The sequence below is a fragment of the Mycetocola sp. TRD_SC_2 genome, from assembly GCF_055361225.1.
Genome location: NZ_CM143954.1, coordinates 1,596,409 through 1,615,338 on the forward strand (window position 1 = coordinate 1,596,409; position 18,930 = coordinate 1,615,338).

The 18,930-nt window shown below is 64.9% G+C and carries 16 protein-coding genes, 1 tRNA gene and 1 other RNA gene; 10 read left to right on the plus strand and 8 right to left on the minus strand.

What is annotated here, in order from left to right; translation table 11 throughout:
- From rnpB to ACWA1Q_RS07615, 5 genes are all read right to left on the minus strand, one after another.
- An RNA gene (gene rnpB, locus ACWA1Q_RS07595) (RNase P RNA component class A) lies at positions 1–364 on the minus strand.
- Between the two features lie 277 nt (positions 365–641).
- Positions 642–1,382 (minus strand): zinc ribbon domain-containing protein, encoded by a 741-nt coding sequence (locus tag ACWA1Q_RS07600; protein WP_463756368.1) that lies wholly within the window; start codon positions 1,380–1,382, stop codon positions 642–644.
- A gap of 39 nt (positions 1,383–1,421) precedes the next feature.
- On the minus strand, positions 1,422–2,240 hold the full coding sequence (locus tag ACWA1Q_RS07605) for a Nif3-like dinuclear metal center hexameric protein (RefSeq protein ID WP_463756370.1): 819 nt from the start codon (positions 2,238–2,240) through the stop codon (positions 1,422–1,424).
- Between the two features lie 79 nt (positions 2,241–2,319).
- Entirely contained in the window at positions 2,320–3,108 is a 789-nt protein-coding gene (locus tag ACWA1Q_RS07610) for an aggregation-promoting factor C-terminal-like domain-containing protein (protein ID WP_463756371.1), read from the minus strand.
- Positions 3,109–3,418: 310 nt separating this feature from the next.
- Complete coding sequence (locus ACWA1Q_RS07615; protein ID WP_463760805.1) at positions 3,419–3,982, minus strand: hypothetical protein; 564 nt, start codon at positions 3,980–3,982, stop codon at positions 3,419–3,421.
- Positions 3,983–4,221: 239 nt separating this feature from the next.
- Here ACWA1Q_RS07615 and ACWA1Q_RS07620 point away from each other — a divergent pair, with 239 nt between their 5' ends.
- Positions 4,222–5,592: a threonine/serine exporter family protein gene (locus tag ACWA1Q_RS07620; protein ID WP_463760807.1), complete on the plus strand. Its 1,371-nt coding sequence runs from the start codon at positions 4,222–4,224 to the stop codon at positions 5,590–5,592.
- A gap of 340 nt (positions 5,593–5,932) precedes the next feature.
- Here the strand turns inward: ACWA1Q_RS07620 and ACWA1Q_RS07625 are convergent.
- Together ACWA1Q_RS07625 and ACWA1Q_RS07630 are read right to left on the minus strand one after the other, a co-directional pair.
- Positions 5,933–6,005: transfer RNA gene (locus ACWA1Q_RS07625), tRNA-Val, on the minus strand.
- A 26-nt stretch (positions 6,006–6,031) separates the two neighbouring features.
- The gene (locus tag ACWA1Q_RS07630) at positions 6,032–6,514 is read right to left on the minus strand and encodes a peroxiredoxin (protein ID WP_463756372.1); all 483 of its coding nucleotides are present in this window, start codon (positions 6,512–6,514) and stop codon (positions 6,032–6,034) included.
- A 234-nt stretch (positions 6,515–6,748) separates the two neighbouring features.
- Here ACWA1Q_RS07630 and aceE point away from each other — a divergent pair, with 234 nt between their 5' ends.
- From aceE to ACWA1Q_RS07660, 6 genes are all read left to right on the plus strand, one after another.
- On the plus strand, positions 6,749–9,475 hold the full coding sequence (aceE, locus tag ACWA1Q_RS07635; protein WP_463756374.1) for a pyruvate dehydrogenase (acetyl-transferring), homodimeric type: 2,727 nt from the start codon (positions 6,749–6,751) through the stop codon (positions 9,473–9,475).
- A gap of 18 nt (positions 9,476–9,493) precedes the next feature.
- The gene (locus tag ACWA1Q_RS07640) at positions 9,494–10,693 is read left to right on the plus strand and encodes a PucR family transcriptional regulator (protein ID WP_463756376.1); all 1,200 of its coding nucleotides are present in this window, start codon (positions 9,494–9,496) and stop codon (positions 10,691–10,693) included.
- A gap of 103 nt (positions 10,694–10,796) precedes the next feature.
- Entirely contained in the window at positions 10,797–11,702 is a 906-nt protein-coding gene (locus ACWA1Q_RS07645; RefSeq protein WP_463756378.1) for an ACP S-malonyltransferase, read from the plus strand.
- Positions 11,703–11,744: 42 nt separating this feature from the next.
- Positions 11,745–12,749, plus strand: coding sequence for a beta-ketoacyl-ACP synthase III (locus tag ACWA1Q_RS07650; protein ID WP_463756380.1), 1,005 nt, complete (start codon positions 11,745–11,747; stop codon positions 12,747–12,749).
- A gap of 83 nt (positions 12,750–12,832) precedes the next feature.
- A complete protein-coding gene (locus tag ACWA1Q_RS07655; protein WP_090711896.1) occupies positions 12,833–13,081 on the plus strand; it encodes an acyl carrier protein in 249 nt (82 codons plus the stop codon).
- A 113-nt stretch (positions 13,082–13,194) separates the two neighbouring features.
- The gene (locus ACWA1Q_RS07660) at positions 13,195–14,430 is read left to right on the plus strand and encodes a beta-ketoacyl-[acyl-carrier-protein] synthase family protein (protein WP_463756382.1); all 1,236 of its coding nucleotides are present in this window, start codon (positions 13,195–13,197) and stop codon (positions 14,428–14,430) included.
- Between the two features lie 165 nt (positions 14,431–14,595).
- Here the strand turns inward: ACWA1Q_RS07660 and ACWA1Q_RS07665 are convergent, their stop codons facing one another.
- Positions 14,596–15,099: a DUF3145 domain-containing protein gene (locus ACWA1Q_RS07665; RefSeq protein WP_463756384.1), complete on the minus strand. Its 504-nt coding sequence runs from the start codon at positions 15,097–15,099 to the stop codon at positions 14,596–14,598.
- A 224-nt stretch (positions 15,100–15,323) separates the two neighbouring features.
- Between ACWA1Q_RS07665 and ACWA1Q_RS07670 the strand changes: the two genes are divergently transcribed.
- Genes ACWA1Q_RS07670 through ACWA1Q_RS07680 form a run of 3 tightly spaced genes read left to right on the plus strand, consistent with a single transcriptional unit; the run spans position 15,324 to position 18,930 of the window.
- Positions 15,324–15,884 (plus strand): PadR family transcriptional regulator, encoded by a 561-nt coding sequence (locus ACWA1Q_RS07670; RefSeq protein WP_463756386.1) that lies wholly within the window; start codon positions 15,324–15,326, stop codon positions 15,882–15,884.
- A gap of 32 nt (positions 15,885–15,916) precedes the next feature.
- Entirely contained in the window at positions 15,917–16,447 is a 531-nt protein-coding gene (locus ACWA1Q_RS07675; protein ID WP_463756387.1) for a DUF488 domain-containing protein, read from the plus strand.
- Positions 16,448–16,449: 2 nt separating this feature from the next.
- The gene (locus tag ACWA1Q_RS07680; RefSeq protein WP_463756389.1) at positions 16,450–18,930 is read left to right on the plus strand and encodes an ATP-dependent DNA ligase; all 2,481 of its coding nucleotides are present in this window, start codon (positions 16,450–16,452) and stop codon (positions 18,928–18,930) included.

An 18,930-nucleotide genomic window follows, 5' to 3' on the forward strand; every position in this document is an offset into this window, starting at 1 on the left:
TGAATGGGCCGGCTGATACGCCGGGTTCTGTTCAGGCGCTTGCGCGCCCTGGACGACCATCTCTCTCGAGACTGCGTTACCGCAGCCTTCCAGCGGTCTACCCGAGGACGGGACGAGCAGCCCCATAGTCCTCTGTCTGACCTTGCTCCGGGCGAGGTTTACCGAGCCGGCCGGGTCACCCCAGCCGCTGGTGGTCTCTTACACCACCGTTTCACCCTTACCTGGCGCTTGCGCGCCCGGCGGTCTGTTTTCTGTTGCACTGTCTCGCGGGTTACCCCGGGTGGGAGTTACCCACCGCCCTGCTCTGTGGAGCCCGGACGTTCCTCGGCGCCATTGCTGGCGACGCGGCCGTCTTGCCGACCCATTCACTCATCCAGCCTACCGGGCGGCGTTCCTGCGTCCGTGACGTGCCCGCGGTGGTGTGCGGAGCATCCGTGCGGTCGATCGGTCCGAAAGGGTCACTCAGCGGCAACGGGAGCGACCCTTTGGGACCAATCGAATTGCGGAGTCGCCCTATGGGACCGATCGACCCCGCATCAGAGCTCGAGTCACCAGGAATTGTCACTTTCACACCACTTGAGCGACAGAATGTGGTGAGTCGGAGGCGCCACGCGGCGAAGCCCGAGAGCGGATGCCCCCGGTCAGCTCCAGAGGCCGGATTCCTCCGTGCGCACCATGATCGCCGAGCACTCCGGGCACTGCAGCACTTCGTCGATCTCGGCGGCACGAATCTTCTGGAGCTCGTTGCCGGTGAGCGTGATGGTGCACGCGCCACAGGTGCCGGCACGGAACAGTGCAGCGCCGGTGCCGCCGCGGGTGCGGAGTTTCTCGTAGAGGGCGAGGAGATCGGTCGTGACCGAGTCTTCGAGCAGATGGCGCTCCGCGGAGAGCGTGGCACGCTCCTGCGACAACTCGTCGAGGGCAGCCGTCTTGCGGGCGGCGATGTCGGTGAGCTGAGCCTGGAGTCCCTCGTCGATCGCTTGGGTCGCGGCGAGCTGGGCCTCGGCCTGCTCCACCCTTTCCATGACGACGAGTTCCATGTCTTCGAGGTTGTACTTGCGACGGTTCAGCGACTCGAGCTCGCTCTCGAGCGCCGTCACATCCTTCACCGATGAGGTGTGGGTGAGCCGGTCGGAGTCGCGAGCGATCCGCGCCTCGACGACCGTGGCATCCGATTCGAGTCGACCCAGTTCGGTCTTCGCGTCTTCGAGCACCCCGAGTTCGGCGGCAAGCCGGCCGCTGAGCGCTGTGCGTTCGGCGGTGACCTTGGTGTACTCGGCCAGCTCGGGAAGGCTCCGCTCGCGGTGGGCGACGCGGGCGAGGCCCGAATCGATGGTCTGCAGTTCGAGCAATTTCTTCTGCTCGGCGAGGCTGGATTTCACGGACTTCTCTCTGAGTGGTGCTGCGGGTGTCAGCCCAGATTACTGGGTAACGACAAAATCCCACGGGTCGGTACGGACGTCGCTCACCGCGATCTCCAGATCCGGGAGCGATGCGGCCAGCTGTTCGGCTGCCCGATCGAGCCACAACCACTCACTCGCCCAGTGCGAAACGTCGATGAGCGCCGGGCCTCCGCCGACCAGCGACTGCTCGACCGACTCCGACGCCGGGTGGTGACGCAGGTCGCTCGTGATGTAGACATCGGCGGACCGGACCGCCGGGTCGTTGAGCAGCGAATCTCCCGCTCCCCCGCACAGGGCAACGCGGTCGATGACGCGGTCGTAGTCTCCGGCAACGCGGATGCCGGTGGCCGTCGCGGGCAGGATCCTCGCGATGCTGTGGGCGAGATGTCCGAGCGTCACGGGTTGGTCGAGGCGACCGACACGGCCGATCCCGGTGACGCCATCGGCGTTGGGGACGATCGGAGAGACGTCGCTCAGTCCCAGCCGTTCGGCGAAGATCCCGGACGTTCCCTCATCGACGACATCGGCGTTGGTGTGGGCGGCGAGGAGAGCGCAGCGGGCACGGATGAGCCGCGTCAGCACCGATCCTTTGTAGCGGTCCGCCGCGACGGTTGTGACACCACGGAGCAGGAGTGGATGGTGCACGAGCAGCAGGTCAGTTTTGGCCTCGAGCGCCTCGTCGACGACGGATGCCACGGCATCGACGGCGAGCAGAATACGGGTGACGGGGTCATCGGGATGCCCAGCGACGAGCCCGGAGGCGTCCCACCCTTCGGCACCGGATATCGGCCAGAGTTTCTCGACGGCAGCGCACACGTCGGCGAGTGAGTAAGACACCCCGCAAGCCTAGCGAGCCGCCTGCCGGGTTTCTCCGGGGGCGGCTCGCGGCGATCGATCACCGATCAGTGACGGGAACTCAATACCAGTTGACGGCCTGCGAGTGACCCCAGGCGGAACACGGGCTGCCGTAAACAGCCTTGATGTAGCCGAGTCCCCATGAAATCTGGGTGGCGGCGTTGGTCTTCCAGTCGGAACCAGCCGACGCCATCTTGCTGCCGGGTAGCGCCTGCGGGATACCGGTGGCACCGCTCGACGCGTTGTAGGCGGTGTAGGACCAGCCGGATTCCTTCTGCCAGAGCGAATTCAGGCAGGAGAACTCGCCGGCACCCCAGCCGTAGGTTGAGGACGCGAGCGACGCGGCGGTGGCGCGAGCACCATCCGGGGTGTTTCCCGCGGCGATCCTCTCTGCTTCCGCCTTGGCTGCAGCGGCAGCGGCGGCCGCCGCTTTCTCGGCGGCGATGCGGTCGGCCTCGACGACAGCGGCAGCGACCTTCTCAGCGGTTCCGTCCGTGTAGGACGCGAGGGTGACGACACTCGCCGGTTCCAGATTCTTGTATCCGGCGAGCGATGCGACAGATGCCGTGAGCGGCGTCGTGTCGACCTTGTCCTGTGCGGCGGCAACGACCTTGTGCGCTTCCGCGAGGGTCTCTTCCGCCACCTTCTCCGCGTGGGCGCCAGTGATGGCATCCGTCGTCTCAGTGAGCGACGAGTCGATCTTCTTCAGCGATCCAGACAGCTGAGAAGCAGTTTCGGCCTGGGCGGAGTTCGCCTGCAGAGTGAAGACGGAGGCGGTGAGGATGCCTGCGCCGGCGACGATCGCGGCGACCTTGGACAAACGGGTGGTTTTCTGAGCAGTACTGAGCATGAGTCTTCCGGTCTGTGTTCCGCAGATCAGCGCTGACGGAACCAAGCCTCGGTGCAGGCACGCCAAAACAGAGAGTTTCGAACTGGCGTGACAGTCTCACCATCGCGAGCACGCGGGCAAAGCCTGCGCGAGCTCAGCGGCTACATGGGGTGACGGACGATGTCGGGATCACAGCGGCCCATCCGGCCCGCCGTACGCTCGCAGGATTCGGGTCCGGGCGCGAGCGGCTGAAGCGGCCATACTTCTGCATCGGGCTGGGAGGACTATCCACCGGACCTGTGTAAACGGTGTGTAAGGGTTGAGGTCGCAGCTAGGAGGCAGCGTCCACGATGCCGATGAAGCGGCTGCCGATGCCGTCGATTTCGGTGCGTGCGAGACCGGGCTGCGGGTCTGGGAGTTCGTCCGAGCCATGATAATCGCAGCTCAGGTACGCGAACTCCGGCCACCACTTCTTCGGCCGTACCGCCTCGCTGAAGCCGCAGATGTCGCACGTCAGTGTGACCCAGACCGGTTTCTTGCCGGTGCGGTTCGCTCGCGACTGGGCGAGCCAGGCGGGCGGGTTCGCGTCGAGCTCGGCCACGTCTTCTTCGGACAGTCGCCCAGGGATGCCGTGGCGCACCGCCATCTCGAGCGGAATGTCGAGGCGGAGGGCGGCTTCTCGTCGAGTAATCATCTCGACCCATCTTAAGCGACGGCATAGCCAGTGCAGGTGCAGCGCGGAGAGTTCCCAGACGAGTTCGGGGTGCCTATGCCGGAACGGTGGAACGACGGATGCCGGGAGTCCGTATGTTCGTCGTAACCAGTTCACCCACCGGTTGAGTTCGATCCATTCGGACTCGGCTTCTTCCGGGTTGACGGCAGTGCCGTCGACCACCGGTTCGACGGCGACACCCTTGCCGGTGTCTTGGAAGTCGGCACGGCTCAGGTAGATCTGGCAGGGCACGAGTACGACGAGAACGATGATCAGGCCGTCCCAGATCGGGAACTCGATGAAGCGCGGGTGAAATCGGACCCGCGTGCCCGTAGCCTTGGGCTGTGGGCGAGAGCAGAAATGACATACACAGCGTTCCCGGACGGCGGGCGAGTCGGTCTTTCCTCGAAATCGCCGGCGGGGTGATTCGGGGGACAGCCACTCCCACCCAAGCTATTTCCGTAGTCGTCGGTGATGATCAGCTGCCCCAGCGGCACGCGCGATTGGTGATTGATCTGTGTCTGCGCGCCGGGGAGGCAATGCTCGCGACCGGCGCTTCCGCGGCCGACGTCGTTGCCACCGTGTTGAGAATCAGCGATGCGTACGGGATCTTGGGCATGCACGTGGACATCACCTTCACGTCGATCACGGTCTCGATCCATCGCGGGATGAACGAGGACCCGATGTCGGTCATGCGCATTGTGAAGGTGCGCACCACCGACTACACGAGGCTGCAGGATGTCTACCTGCTGATCGATGAGATCACTGGCGACGGCAGCCCAGTCGATGTGGAGGGCGCCCGGGAGCGGCTCGCATCGATCCTGACAAGCCCGCACCCATATCGTCGCTGGGTCGTGACCGCAGGCAAGGCCGTGCTAGCGAGCGGCGTTGTGGTGATGTTCGATGTGAGTTTTGTGCTCGTGCTTGTTGCCGCCGCCTCCGCGGTCATCTCTGACGTCATCACCCGCCGGCTGGGAAAATGGTCGGTGCCCGGTTTCTTCGCCCAGATGGCCGCCGCTATGGTGACGACGAGCATCGCGGTATTCATCTTCTGGTTGCGCTCGGTGGGCATCGAGTTGCCCGGTTCGAACTCTCCGACCGTCATCGTTATTGCGGGAATCATCATGCTGCTCTCGGGTGTCGGGCTGACCGCATCCGCCCGCGACGCGATCGACGGGTACTACGTCACAGCAACAGCGCGAGGCATGGAAGTGCTCATGCTCACTCTCGGTCTCGCCGTAGGCATATCGATCGTCTTGGGTGCTGCACTGCGGCTGGGTGTTCCCGTAACGGTTGCGACCTCCCTGGGTGAAGGAATAGGCCTGGTGCCCGGAGTGATCGGGTCCGCGCTCATCGGTGTCGGATTCGCGCTTACGTCGTACGTGCGTCTCCGCTTGGTGCCCCTCATGGCGGCCGCGGCTGGCCTCGTTTTCGCCCTGTACTGGTTGATATTGCCTTTCGCTGCGCAGCCAGGGTTGGCGCCGGGGATGGCCGGAGTGGCTGCGGGCGTAATCGGCTACCTCACCTACCGCTGGCTCAAGGTGCCCGAGGGCGCGATGACGACGGCAGGCATCATCGGATTGATCCCGGGTCTCGCGGTGTACAGCGCGCTGTACGGATTCATCGATTCCGCGCACGGGGTGACCGAGGCGCTCCCCGCGGCCGTGGTCGCGATCGCAACGGGAATCGGACTCGCTGCGGGGACCACCATCGGAGGATTCGCGGCCCGCCGAACGTTCGGTCTGGATCCTCAGGCCATGCTCGCCGGACGGCGAACGCGGGGCGCGCGTTAGTGAATCGCCCCGGGTTTGATGGAGGCTTATGACCCGGAGGGGATATAGGTCATGACGAAGCACTATCCGAGTGAGTTGAAGGATGGCCTGCGCGCCGATCTGGCGCTGGATGCCCTCGAGATGGGCATCTGAAGCAGAATCAGAGCACGCCGAAACCTGTCCCGGCTGATTCATCATTCCGATTCTGCCGAGGTTTTCGTTTATGCGGAGGAATTGGGTCTTGGCCTGTGCTGGCGCGGGTTGGCGAGTCGATTCCTCGGCTCCATGACGCGTTGGGTGGCTAGTGTCCGCCGTATTCAACCATTTATGGAACCCAGTATCTATCTGGGTTTCTCAGGGGTGGGCCCTACCGGGATCGAACCGATGACATCCACGGTGTAAACGTGGCGCTCTACCAGCTGAGCTAAAGGCCCCTCACTGCCGATGGCAGCAGTTCATGTTACACGGCTTCGACGGGCTTCGACTGCAGCTCGGTGAGTGCAGCGCGATATGCGGCGAGAGGGCGAACCTCTCCGGGTGCCGTGGTGAAATACGCCCGGACGATGCCGTCGACGTCGATGATGAAGGTCGCCCGATCGGCGAAACCGTTGTCAGGAGAAAACACGCCGTAGTCAGTACTGACCTCGCCGTGCGGCCAGAAATCAGCGAGCAGTGCACCGTCGTACCCTTCCTGCTCCGCCCAGGCGCGGAGTGCGAACTTGGAGTCAACGGAAATACCGACCAGCTCGACACCGGCATGCCTGAACAGGTCAAGATTGTCGCGAAGCTCGCGCAGTTCGCTCGTGCACCGGCCGGAGAAAGCCAGAGGGAAGAAGACGAGCGCGACCGGCCGTTTGCCGCGGAGTCTGCGGAGTTCGATCGGTTCGCCGAACTGGTTCGGCAGGGTGAATTCAGGAGCACGCGCGCCGATCTCGATGGCCATGGGATGCATCCTTTCAGGCGGGATCGCCTGGTTGAGAGTGAAAGAGTATCGCCGCGCGCGGAAGTTCCACATGCTAGCCGCGACGGTTCACAGGAGCAGCGTCGGTCATGTCGCCCATCGCGCGCACGAGTCGCTAGGCTAATCAGTGGTGCCAGCGGAGTTCACACCCTGACCTCGGCGACAGATATGCACCGTGAGAACCAGGCACGATCTGCCCATACAGAAAGGTCGACGGTGACTGTAAACGACCAGGACCCATACTCGGTGAACAACTTCGACGCGGACCCCGAAGAGACCGCCGAGTGGCAAGAGTCCCTCGACCAGCTCGTCGCAGCCCACGGCCACGGCCGTGCGCGCGAAATCATGCTGAGCCTGCTCAAGCGCTCGCGTGAACTGCACCTCGGTGTGCCGATGGTTCCGACCACCGACTACATCAATACCATTGCTCCGGAGAACGAACCAGAGTTCCCGGGCAACGAAGACATCGAGCGCCGCTACCGCGCCTGGATTCGTTGGAACGCTGCCGTCACGGTGCACCGTGGCCAGCGCCCCGGTATCGGTGTCGGCGGCCACATCTCGACTTACGCTTCCTCAGCGGCACTCTACGAAGTAGGTTTCAACCACTTCTTCCGCGGCCACGACCACCCGGGCGGCGGCGACCAGATCTTCATCCAGGGCCACGCCTCCCCCGGCACCTACGCCCGAGCCTTCCTCGAGGGACGGATGTCGACGGACCAGCTCGACGGATTCCGCCAGGAGAAGTCTCACGCGCCCAGCGGTATCTCGTCGTACCCGCACCCCCGCCTCATGCCGGACTTCTGGCAGTTCCCGACGGTGTCGATGGGTCTTGGCCCGATCAACGCCATCTATCAGGCGCAGGTCAACAAATACCTCACCAACCGCGGAATCAAGGACGCGAGCGACCAGCAGGTCTGGGCGTTCCTCGGCGATGGTGAAATGGACGAGGTCGAGAGCCGCGGTCAACTGCAGGTCGCAGCCAACGAAGGCCTCGACAACCTCAACTTCATCATCAACTGCAACCTTCAGCGCCTCGACGGCCCTGTCCGCGGCAACGGCAAGATCATTCAAGAGCTCGAAAGCTTCTTCCGCGGTGCCGGCTGGAACGTCATCAAGGTCGTCTGGGGACGCGAGTGGGATGACCTTCTCGCACAGGACAACAGTGGCGCGCTGCTCAACCTGATGAATGCCACACCGGACGGTGACTACCAGACCTACAAGGCTGAGAGTGGTGCGTTCGTGCGTGAACACTTCTTCGGGCGTGACGAGCGCACGCTCAAGTTGGTCGAGAACTACACCGACGAGCAGATCTGGAACCTCAAACGAGGCGGCCACGACTACCGCAAGGTGTACGCAGCCTTCAAAGCGGCATCCGAGCACAAGGGACAGCCGACGGTCATCCTGGCGAAGACGGTCAAGGGCTACGGCCTGGGCCCGTCGTTCGAGGGTCGCAACGCGACCCATCAGATGAAGAAGATGACGCTGGACAACCTCAAGACGTTCCGCGACGAAATGCGCATCCCCTTCACAGACGCGCAGCTCGAGGAGAACCCGTACCTCCCGCCCTACTACCACCCGGGTGACCAGGACGAAGCGATCCAGTACCTGCACGAACGCCGCCGCGCGCTCGGCGGATACGTGCCTGAGCGCCGCTCGAAGTACACGCAGCTGAACCTGCCAGACGCATCCACCTACGCGATTGCGAAGAAGGGTTCCGGCACGCAGGAGATCGCCACGACCATGGCGTTCGTCCGGCTGCTCAAGGACCTCATCCGTTCAAAGGACTTCGGCAACCGCATCGTTCCGATCATTCCGGACGAAGCTCGCACCTTCGGCATCGACGCGTTCTTCCCGACCGCGAAGATCTACAACCCGAACGGCCAGCACTACACCTCGGTCGACCGCGAGTTGCTTTTGGCGTACAAGGAAAGCCCCCAGGGGCAGATCCTGCACGTCGGAATCAATGAGGCCGGCGGTGCTGCGGCGTTCACGAACGTCGGAACGTCGTACTCCACCCACGGTGAGCCGCTCATCCCGATTTACGTCTTCTACTCGATGTTCGGGTACCAGCGCACCGGCGACGCCTTCTGGGCTGCCGGCGACCAGATGACGCGTGGATTCATCATCGGCGCGACCGCCGGCCGCACCACCCTCACCGGTGAAGGCCTGCAGCACGCCGACGGACACTCGCCGCTTCTCGCGTCGACGAACCCGGCAACGGTGACCTACGACCCCGCGTACGGCTACGAGATCGGGCACATCATGCGCACGGGTCTCGAGCGCATGTACGGCGGCGAACACGAAGATCCCAACGTGATGTACTACATCACCGTCTACAACGAGCCCATCGTTCAGCCCGCTGAACCGGAGAACCTCGACGTCGACGGACTCGTCCGTGGTATCTACAAGCTCAAGGACTCCTCGGCCGAAGGCCCCAAAGCCCAGCTGCTCGCATCCGGTGTCGCTGTTCCCTGGGCGCTCGAAGCTCAGGAACTTCTCGAGAAGGACTGGGGCGTCTCGGCAGATGTCTGGTCGGTCACCTCCTGGACGGAGCTGCGTCGCGACGGCATCATCGCTGAGGAACACAACTTCCTCAACCCGGATGCCGAGAAAAAGGTTCCGTACGTCACGTCGAAGCTCCAGGGGGCGAACGGTCCGTTCGTTGCCGTCTCCGACTTCATGCACGCGGTGCCGGACTCGATTCGCCAGTTTGTACCCGGCGACTTCGCGTCGCTTGGTGCTGATGACTTCGGCTTCTCGGACACCCGGGCCGCGGCTCGCCGCTACTTCAAGATCGACGGGCCGTCGATGGTGGTGAGAGCTCTCGAGCTCCTCGCCGACCGCGGCGAGATCGACCGTTCTGTACCAGCCCAGGCGATCGAGAAGTACAAGCTGAATGACGTCAACGCGGGGACCACCGGCAACGCCGGTGGCGAGAGCTAGACCATCAGCTCCCCGCTCGTGCCGCGATCCAAAGCAGAAACGCTCGCATGGCTCCGCCGGCTCTCCGGCGAGCTCGCGACGACAACGCTGAAAAAGCTCGAGGACACGCTGCCCTGGTACGCAGAAATGCCGCCGGGGCGGCGGTCCGCTGTCGGCCTCGTCGCCCAGGCCGGCATCAGCTCCTTCATCGCCTGGTTCGACGACCCCAAGTCGACGCCGTGGATCGCGGCGGATGTCTTCGGGGCTGCCCCGCGCGAACTTCTGCGTTCGGTGAGCCTCCAGCAGACCCTGCAGCTCATTCGTGTCACCGTCGAAGTCGTCGAAGCGAGGATCAAGGACGGCGGCGCTGAAGACCTGCGCGAGAGCATCCTGCTGTATTCGCGAGAAATCGCGTTCGCAGCAGCCGACGTCTACGCCCGGGCTGCTGAAGCCCGTGGCCTCTGGGACGCGCGCCTTGAAGCACTCGTCGTCGACTCGATCCTGTCCGGTGAAGCCGACGACGAATTGCCCAGCAGGATCGCAGCGCTTGGCTGGCACGGGCACGGTGAAGTCGCCGTCCTCGTCGGGACGACGCCACCCCAGCTCGACGTCGACCAGTTGCGCCGAACAGCAAGGCACATGGCTGCCGACGTGCTCATCGGCGTGCAGGGTGGCCGGCTCGTCCTCGTCATCGGCAGGGCGGAGACCTCGCACGGTGTCGACGATGAAGAGATCGGCACCGCCGCTTCTCTCAGCTTTGTCGAGATCGCCAGCCACCTCGAACCCGGGTTCGGTTCCGGTCACCTCGTTCTCGGTCACGCCGTGCCCACGCTCGTCGAAGCATCCAAGAGTGCGCGCGCAGCACTCGCGGGCTTCGCTGTCGCCAGGGCATGGCGCCATGCTCCTCGCCCGGTCCAGGCGGACGATCTCCTGCCCGAGCGCGCCCTCGCCGGCGATTCGCTTGCCCGCACCACCCTCATCGAGCGCATCTATAAGCCGCTACAAGCACACTCCACCGAACTTGTCACGACGCTGTGGTGCTACCTTGACAACGGACGCTCGCTCGAGGCGACGGCGCGTGAACTTTTCGTTCACCCCAACACTGTGAGATATCGCCTCAAACGGGTCTCCGACGTCATCGGCTGGGATGCCACCGGGGCGCGTGAAGCACTCATCCTCCAGGCGGCGCTGATCCTCGGTTCGATCGCCGAGCCGGATGCCGTCAAGCGGCGCCGCTGATCGGCATCCGCCGTGAAGCTATGTGGGACATGCACAAGGGTTCCTGTGATTCTTGTGGCACGTTCAACACTCTGATCTTCCCGACGATTGGCAGACTGGTACGGTGATTGTTCTCGTATGCCCAGGCCAGGGGTCGCAGACGCCCGGATTCCTCTCCCCGTGGCTGGACGACCCGGCAAACCGGGATCTGCTTGAGCGATACTCCGATGAGGCAGATCTGGACCTCATCCGCCACGGCACGGAGTCTGACGCCGACACGATTCGCGACACCCGCGTCGCGCAGCCGCTCATCGTCGCTGCGGGCCTCATCACCCTTCGGGCACTCGGGAACATCCCGGCCACCGTCGGAATCGCCGGCCACAGTGTCGGCGAAATCACTGCGGCCGTCGGTGCCGGCGTTCTCAGCGACACGGCAGCGATGCGATTCGTCGCCGCTCGCGCCACGGCTATGGCGACCGCGGCAGCGGCCGTCCCCACCGGCATGAGCGCTGTGCTCGGCGGAGACGCAGATGCCCTCCTCGCCCGTCTCGACGAACTGGGTCTCCAGCCCGCCAACTTCAACGGCGGAGGCCAGACCGTCGTCGCCGGAGAGCTCGAACCGCTCGCCGAACTCGCCGCAACTCCCCTCGCCGGGACCCGGGTGATCCCCCTGCAAGTCGCTGGTGCGTTCCACACCCGGTACATGGAAGAAGCGCGTACGGAACTGGCCTCGATTGCCACCTCCGTCGCGGCATCCGATCCCACGCGCCCGCTGTGGACCAACGCAGACGGTTCACGTATTGACTCCGGTGACCGCTTCGTCGAGCTCCTCGTCCAGCAGGTCGCCTCACCGGTCCGCTGGGACCTGACGATGACCGGGATGCTCGACGCCGGCGTCACTGGAATCATCGAACTCGCACCAGCCGGCGCGCTCACCGGGCTGGCCCGTCGCGGTCTCAAGGGAATCCCCGCCGTCGGCATCAAGTCCCCCACCGATCTCCAGGCCGCCCTCGATCTGCTCGCCGCCTGACACTTCCTTTTCCCTGCACATCACCGCAACGAGAGAGACGCCTTGACCACACCCACCCTCCGGCAGTCCCAGGGCCCCGCCTTCACCCGTATCCTCGGATTCGGGGCGGCTCGAGGCGACCTCTCCGTTCCCAACGAGGACCTCATCGGCCCCATCGACTCGTCGGACGAGTGGATCCGCCAGCGCACGGGCATCATCACCCGCACCCGCGCGAGCCAGGAACTCTCGGCAACTGACCTCGCCACGGATGCCGCGATCGAAGCGATCCGTGTCTCCGGCGTCGATGCAGACAAGATCGACGCCGTCATCATCGCGACGATCTCGAACATCCAGCAGACCCCGTCCATGGCTGCCGTTGTCGCCGACCGGGTCGGGTCGAACCCCGCCGCCGCGTATGACGTCAACGCCGCCTGCGCCGGTTACCCGTACGCGATCGCCCAGGCCGACGCGCTCATCCGCTCGGGTGCCGCCCGCTACGTTCTTGTCGTCGGCGCGGAAAAATTGTCGGATGTGGTCGACCCCGCCGATCGTTCGATCTCATTCCTCCTTGGTGACGGTGCGGGCGCGGCCGTCGTTGGCCCCAGCGACTTTCCCGGCATCGCACCGACGGTGTGGGGTTCGGACGGATCGAAGGCGGGCGCCGTCGGCATGAACGCCACCCTGCAGCAATACCGCCGGGGCGAGGCCGAATGGCCGACCCTGCGACAGGAAGGACAGACGGTGTTCCGCTGGGCTGTCTGGGACATGGCCAAGGTCGCCAAGCAGGCACTTGAAGCGGCTGGCATCACTGCCGACCAGCTCGCCGCATTTATCCCGCACCAAGCGAACATGCGCATCATCGACGAGTTTGCGAAGCAGCTCAAGCTGCCGGACACCGTCGCCATCGGACGCGACATCGAGACGACGGGGAACACCTCCGCCGCGTCGATTCCCCTCGCCGCGCACCGACTGCTCGAGGAGCACCCGGAGCTCAGCGGAGGCCTCGCGCTGCAGATCGGTTTCGGTGCCGGGCTCGTTTTCGCCGCCCAAGTCGTCGTTCTGCCCTAAATCCCGCCGAACAGCGCGGGTTTCTCGTGCTGCCACCCCCCATAGACTGTTGCACGGTCAATTGATACTCAAGGAGAAACACCATGGCACTGTCCACCGAAGAAGTCCTCGCCGGTCTGGCTGAACTCGTCAACGACGAGACCGGAATCGCCGCCGACACCGTCGAGCTCGACAAGTCCTTCACGGACGACCTCGACATCGACTCCATCTCGATGATGACGATCGTCGTCAACGCTGAAGAGAAGTTCGACGTCAAGATCCCCGACGAAGAGGTCAAGAACCTGAAGACCGTCGGCGACGCCGTCGACTTCATCGTCAAGGCGCAGGCCTAAACCCTTTGCAGTGATGCAGGCAAGACCGGGGCGAGCGAAGCCCGACCCGGTCTTGCCTGAATCGCGGACACTGTTTCCTACGTATCGCTGACCAAGCACCAGGAGAGTTCCCCATGACCAAGAAAATCGTCGTCACCGGCATCGGCGCCAGCTCTCCCCTCGGAGGAACAGCACCGGAATCGTGGAATGCTCTGCTCGCGGGCGAGTCAGGCATCCGCGCCCTCGAACACGACTGGGTAGCCGAACACAATCTTCCCGTGACCTTTGCTGGTGAGGCCAAGGTCCGTCCCTCCGAAGTTCTCGAACGCCAGGAGGTCAAGCGCCTCGACCCGTCGAGCCAGTTCGCGCTCGTCTCAGCGCGCGAAGCCTGGGCTGATGCCGGGTCGCCAGACGTCGATCCCCTGCGCGTGGGTGTCGACTACTCGACCGGCATCGGTGGTCTCTGGACCCTGCTCGATGCCTGGGACACGCTCAAGGCCAAAGGCCCGCGTCGCGTTCTCCCCATGACGATTCCGATGCTCATGCCCAACGCTGCGTCTGCGGCGATCAGCATGTCCATCCCTTCGCGCGCGTTCTCCCGCACGGACGTCTCGGCCTGCGCCTCGAGCACCGAGGCCATCGCGAACGCCTACGAGCACCTGCAGGCTGGCCTCGCCGACGTCGTCATCGCCGGCGGAACCGAGGCGGTCGTTCACCCGCTCCCGATCGCGTCCTTCGCAGCCATGCAGGCGCTCTCGCGTCGCAACGACTCCCCGGAGACGGCATCCCGCCCCTACGACGTCTCACGCGACGGCTTCGTGCTCGGTGAGGGCGCGGCATCCGTTGTTCTCGAGACCGAGGAGCACGCGCTCGCCCGCGGCGCCCGGGTCTACGCTGAACTCGCCGGCGGCTCGGTCACCAGTGACTCGTACCACATCACCGCGCCGGACCCCGAGGGTTCGGCGGCAGCCCGCGCCATGCTCGCGGCGATCGGAGCGGCTGGCGCAAGCGTCACCGATGTGAAGCACATCAACGCGCACGCCACGAGCACGCCCGTCGGCGACATCGCCGAGTACAACGCGCTCCTCCGTGTTTTCGGCGACCACCTGCCGAACATCGCCGTGTCGGCGACGAAGGCGTCCACCGGTCACCTCCTCGGAGGCACCGGCGCTCTCGAGGCGATCTTCACGATCCTCGCGCTCCACAACCGGACGGCTCCCCCGACGATCAACCTCACCGAGCAGGATCCTGCGATTCCGCTCGACGTCGTCACGTCACCGCGGGATCTCGGCACCGGTGACCTCCTCGCGATCAGCAACTCCTTCGGGTTCGGTGGCCACAACGCGGTTGTTGCGTTCCGGAGCTACTGAGCGCGGACGCTTCCGAACAGCAGAAACAGAACCCCCGGCGGAGTATCCGTCGGGGGTTCTTCTGTTCACAGGATCAACGCTGTTTCACCGACGAACCGACCGGGAAATCACCAACCGGAGCGCCTCGGGCCACCCACGTGATCCTGCAGCTGTGAAGTTGTCCCGTCAGCCGACCTTGTGCAGCCAGATGACAGAAGAGTCGTCGGAGGCGTGACGGAACGGCTCGAGTTCGTCGTCCCAGGCCTGACCGAGCGCGATCCGCAGTTCACGGTGAAGTTCCTCCGCGTTGCTGCCGGCCACTTCCATGGCGTATCTGACCCGGTCCTCAGGGATGACGACGTTGCCAGCGGTGTCGGTCTGGGCGAAGAAGATGCCGAGGTCGGGCGTGTGAAGCCAGCGACCGCCGTCGGATCCGGGTGTCGGGTCCTCGGTCACTTCGAAACGGAGGTGCTCCCAGCCGTGCAAAGCCGAGGCCAGGGCGGCTCCCATTCCCTGGTAGCCCTCCCAGTAGAACTCGGCGCGCTGTGAGCCCTTGAGAACCGGCTGTTCCTCCCAGGCGAAGTTCACGGCACGACCGAGAGCGCGCCCAGCTGCCCACTCAACGTGCGGGCAGAGCGCGCGCGGTGAGGAGTGAACCAAAATCACCCCTCGTGCGACTGATGCCACCATGTTCTCCTCCATCTCCTGTGGTACGTCTTCCCCAACGACCATGGAGATGCGCGGATTCGCGGCATCGTATGAAATTGTCGGCACAATGCCGTTGCAGTCATTATGCCGTAGTCCCGCGCGAAATCACAACGATGTGATTTCGATTGTGGTATTTAGGCCGGCGACCGGCACACCGCGTTGACCTATACCCGGTATAGTGCATGCAGGTGACCTAAGGAGACGGCATGGCGGTTCGGGACGGCATCCTCGCGATCCTTTCTCTCGGCCCCGGTTACGGACTCGCCCTTCGCGACGAAATCGCAGCACGAGCCCCGCATCGCACCGACCTCAATGTCGGGCAGGTCTACAGCACCCTGGAGCGCCTTCGGCGAGACGGACTCGTCGCCACCGGAACAATGACCGACGACAACCTGCCCCTGTATCGTCTGACGCCCGAGGGCGAAGAAGCGGTTACCGCCTGGCTGGAACGCCCGGTCGACGCCGACCCACGTGCATGGCCGGACTTTCTCGACCAGGTTCTTCTCGGCTCGAGCATTCCCGGAACCGACTGGTCCGCGCTTCTCGAGCGTCAGGCGTCGGTCTGGCAGGACTCGTGCGCCGTGGCAAAGTCCGCGCCCGCATCGGACCGTCTCGCCTCAGCACATGTGCACTGGGCAACGGCCGCGCTGGCGTGGCTCGACGACACCCGGGCGGTGTTCACCGAGACCGATCCCGCGTTGCCGCTGCGTCGCATCCGCCCATCGCGCGGTCGGCGACCCGGCCAGAGCGGCTTGTCCACGCCTTGAGCACGTTCCGGAACGGCGATACGCTGCCCGGCATGACCCGGATATTCACCGTGGGGCACTCGACCCACCCGATCGAGGAATTCGCCGGAATTCTCGAGGCCCACGGTGTGACGCAGGTGGTGGATATCCGCACGATTCCCAGGTCCAGGCACAACCCTCAATTCGGTGAGGACGAGATGGCGATGAGCCTGCCCGGATTCGGCATCGGCTACCGGCGCCTCTCAGCACTCGGCGGACTCCGGCACACCACGGCGGACTCTGTCAACACGGGCTGGCGCAACACGTCATTCCGCGGGTATGCGGATTACATGCAGACGGATGCCTTCGCCCACGCCATCGACGACCTGCTCGCGCTTGCGGACGAAGGGACCGTTGCAATCATGTGCGCGGAGGCGGTGCCGTGGCGTTGCCATCGCTCGCTCGTCGGCGATGCCCTTCTCGTGCGCGGCATCGAGGTCAGCGACATCTTCAGTGCCACCTCGGAGAAGCCGCACACGCTCACCCGGTTCGCCTCCGTCGATGGTCTGTCGATCACCTATCCCCCGATCCCAGAGCCGCTCTGACCATGGCATCCCGCGGGAACGGCAGGCAGATGGTCGACGTCGACGGCAGGCGGATCGCCGTCACCAACCTCGACAAGGTGATGTACCCCGAGACGGGCACGACCAAGGCCGATGTGCTCCGATACTACGCAGAGATCGCCGACGTGATGGTGCCGTACACGGCAAACAGGCCGGCGACGCGCAAACGGTGGGTCCACGGTGTCGGAACGGCGCAGCATCCGGGAGAGGTGTTCTACCAGAAGAACCTCGACGAGTCGGCGCCGGGCTGGGTGGCGCGGCGCTCGATCGAGCACAGCAGCGGACCGAACGAATATCCCCTCGTCAACGACCGGGCCACGCTCGCCTGGCTGGCCCAGATGTCTGCGCTGGAGATCCACGTTCCCCAGTGGCAGTTCGAACGCACCGGCGGTCGCCGCAAACCCGATCGGCTCGTTCTCGACCTTGACCCCGGCCCCGGGGTCAGCCTCGCGAGTTGCGCCGACGTCGCCAGGCTCGCCCGCGACATCCTCGTCGACATGGGCCTCGAACCGCTCCCGGTCACGAGCGGGAGCAAAGGCATCCACCTGTACGCCCCTCTCGACGGGGGATGGAGTTCTGACCAGGTCTCAGCTGTCGCCCACGAGCTGGCGCGGGCGCTCGAGGCCGACCACAAGGATCTCGTCGTCAGCGACATGAAGAAGTCACTGCGCACCGGGAAAGTGCTCGTCGACTGGAGCCAGAACAACCAGGCCAAGACCACGATCGCCCCTTACTCGCTGCGGGGCCGGTTGACCCCGATGGTTGCGGCTCCGCGCACGTGGGAGGAACTCGACGACCCGGATCTCGAGCAGCTCGACTTCGAAGAGGTGCTCGACCGCGTGGCGGAGCAGGGCGACCTGCTTGCCCCCCTGCTCGTCTCTCGTGACGCCGGTCTCGAGCCGACACCCGAGCACCTCGCCAGCTTCGAGGCGACCCCGGAGTCCCGCGACCGGCTCGCGAAGTACCGCAGCATGCGTGACGGATCGAAAACACCTGAGCCGGTTCCGGATGCTGCGGCGCCCCTCTCGAGCGGGAACTCCTTTGTGATCCAGGAACATCATGCGCGACGGCTGCACTATGACTTCCGCCTCGAGCATGAGGGCGTGCTGGTCTCCTGGGCGGTCCCGAAAGGACCACCGCTCGACAGTGACGAGAACCACCTCGCCGTGCAGACCGAGGACCATCCGCTCGAGTACGGCACGTTCGAGGGCGTGATCCCCAAGGGAGAATACGGCGCCGGTGATGTGACAATCTGGGACTCGGGAACGTTCCAGCTGGAGAAGTGGCGCGAGGGCAAAGAGGTCATTGCTACGCTGACCGGCCAGCCTGATGGCGGACTCGGCGGGACACCGCGCAAGTACGCCCTGATCCACACGAGCCGCCCCGGTGCAGAGAACAACTGGCTGATCCACCTCATGGATCCGGAACGGAAGAAGAAGCAGACGGCCCCTAAGCGACGGTCGTCGGCGCCCACCACTCTCGCAGCCGCATCGGACGACGCGGCACCTCTCTCCCGTCCCCTCCGCTCCCCCATGCTCGCGGCGCCGGGAACGGCATCCGATCTCGACACCGATCAGGACTGGGCCCTCGAGATGAAGTGGGACGGCTACCGCGCAGTGGTGTACGTCGACGGCGACGATGTGTGGCTGAAAAGCCGCTCGGGCAAGGACCTCACCGCCACCTTCCCGGAGCTGGCGAAGCCGGTGAGGGAGTCGGTGAAGCCGACCTCGGCTGTTCTCGATGGCGAAGTTGTCGCACTCGACCGGAAAGGCCGGCCGAACTTCGGTTTCCTCCAGTCCCGCGCCGGTCTGACCGAGGACGAGTCCGCGGCGCGGTCGGCGACGATCGAGCTGATGCTGTTCGACCTTCTCGAGATCGAGGGGCACGACATCACCACCGATGAGTATGACGTGCGCCGGGCCGCGTTGCGGGCAAGTGTCGAGCCCACCGGTCCGGTCCAGGTCCCGGAGGAGTTCGACGGCGACATCGAAGCAGCCATGGCCTCGAGCACAGCCCTCGGTCTCGAGGGCGTGATCGCGAAAGAGCGCGACAGTCGCTACACGGAAGGCAAGCGTTCCCGCGCCTGGATCAAGCTCAAGCACCAGCGGATGCAGGAAGTGGTCGTCGTCGGCTGGCGTGCCGGTGCCGGCAGCGCCGCGGGTGGGATCGGGTCTCTCGTCCTCGGAATTCCGGATGCCGCAGGCATCCGTTATGCGGGACGCGTCGGCACGGGTTTCTCTGACGCCGAGCGGCGGTCGATGGTCACACGGTTCCGGTCGATGGCGCGCGAGACCCCGCCGGTAAATGACGCCCCGCGCGACGAGCTGCTGCACGTGCACTGGATCGAGCCGGAGCTGGTCGGTGAGGTCACTTTCATGGAGTGGACGAGCGCAGGCTCGCTCCGCCATTCCTCGTGGCGCGGCTGGCGGCCAGACAAGTCGCCGGACGACGTGCGGGTCGAATAG

Bases quoted from the DNA above. Each gene is read 5' to 3' on its own strand.
- ACWA1Q_RS07610 (WP_463756371.1), bottom strand. From the start codon at position 3,108: ATGCTCAGTACTGCTCAGAAAACCACCCGTTTGTCCAAGGTCGCCGCG.
- ACWA1Q_RS07630 (WP_463756372.1), bottom strand. From the start codon at position 6,514: ATGGCCATCGAGATCGGCGCGCGTGCTCCTGAATTCACCCTGCCGAAC.
- ACWA1Q_RS07655 (WP_090711896.1), top strand. From the start codon at position 12,833: ATGGCACTGTCCACCGAAGAAGTCCTCGCCGGTCTGGCTGAACTCGTC.
- ACWA1Q_RS07660 (WP_463756382.1), top strand. From the start codon at position 13,195: ATGACCAAGAAAATCGTCGTCACCGGCATCGGCGCCAGCTCTCCCCTC.
- ACWA1Q_RS07665 (WP_463756384.1), bottom strand. From the start codon at position 15,099: ATGGTGGCATCAGTCGCACGAGGGGTGATTTTGGTTCACTCCTCACCG.
- ACWA1Q_RS07670 (WP_463756386.1), top strand. From the start codon at position 15,324: ATGGCGGTTCGGGACGGCATCCTCGCGATCCTTTCTCTCGGCCCCGGT.
- ACWA1Q_RS07675 (WP_463756387.1), top strand. From the start codon at position 15,917: ATGACCCGGATATTCACCGTGGGGCACTCGACCCACCCGATCGAGGAA.
- ACWA1Q_RS07680 (WP_463756389.1), top strand. From the start codon at position 16,450: ATGGCATCCCGCGGGAACGGCAGGCAGATGGTCGACGTCGACGGCAGG.